1 protein-coding gene is annotated in these 1,127 nt (G+C 66.9%); it reads left to right on the top strand.

The window, feature by feature from the left end:
* Positions 1 to 125 precede the first annotated feature (125 nt).
* Positions 126 to 1,100: a D-glycerate dehydrogenase gene (locus tag UB43_RS11580; RefSeq protein ID WP_045210775.1), complete on the top strand. Its 975-nt coding sequence runs from the start codon at positions 126 to 128 to the stop codon at positions 1,098 to 1,100.
* Positions 1,101 to 1,127: the final 27 nt, after the last annotated feature.

The following is a 1,127-nucleotide window of genomic DNA, read 5'->3' on the forward strand; positions in this document are numbered from 1 at the left end:
GCATGGCCCGCTCCTACAGGTATTCGAGGTTCGATAACCGCCCGCCGCGCACGCAAGCCTTGCGCCGCTCTAGTCCGGCAATGGTAGGGTTAAGCCCCCTTCCGCCTCCCAGCCGTCCGAGCGCCATGAAAAAGAACGTCTTCGTCTTCAGCCGCCTTGCAGCGGAACACCTCGACCGCCTGCGCAGCCAGTTCAACGTCACCGTACTCGACCCCAAACAGGGCGACGTCGATGCGCAGCTGGCCGCCGCCCTGCCGACCACCCACGGCATGATCGGCGTCGGCCGGCCGCTGGGCGAGAAGCAACTGGCCCAGGCCACGCAGCTGGAAGTCATCTCCAGCGTCTCGGTGGGCTATGACAACTACGACCTGGATTACCTGAACCAGCGCTGCATCCCGCTGACCAACACCCCGGACGTGCTCACCGAAACCACCGCCGACCTGGGCTTCGCCCTGATCATGGCCGCCGCCCGGCGCACCGCCGAACTGGATGCCTGGACCAAGGCCGGCCAGTGGAAGCGCACCGTGGACGCCCAGCATTTCGGCGTCGACGTGCACGGCAAGAAGCTCGGCATCCTCGGCCTGGGCCGCATCGGCGCCGCCATCGCCCGCCGCGGCCACTTCGGCTTCAACATGGACATCCTCTACCACGGCAACAGCCGCAAGCCGGAGCTGGAACAGGAACTGGGCGCGCGTTTCTGCGGCTTCGATGAACTGCTGGGCGAGGCGGACTTCGTCTGCGTCGTGGTGCCGCTGTCGGACAAGACCCGCAAGCTGATCGGCAAGCGCGAGCTGGAACTGATGAAGCCCACCGGCATCCTGGTCAACATCGCCCGTGGCCAGGTGATCGACGAAGCCGCGCTGGTGGAAGCGCTGCAGGAGAAGCGCATCCTCGCCGCCGGCCTGGACGTCTACGAGAAGGAACCGCTGGCCGAGTCGCCGCTGTTCGCCCTGCCCAATGCCGTGACCCTGCCGCACATCGGCTCGGCGACCCACGAAACGCGCCAGGCCATGGCCGAGTGCGCGCTGGACAACTTCGAAGCCGCCCTGCGTGGCGAGCGGCCGAAGAACCTGGTCAATCCGCAGGCCTGGCAGCGCTGAAGCACTACCTGTAGGAGCGCGCCATGC

Source organism: Pseudomonas sp. 21 (assembly GCF_000955805.1).
Classification (GTDB): domain Bacteria; phylum Pseudomonadota; class Gammaproteobacteria; order Pseudomonadales; family Pseudomonadaceae; genus Pseudomonas.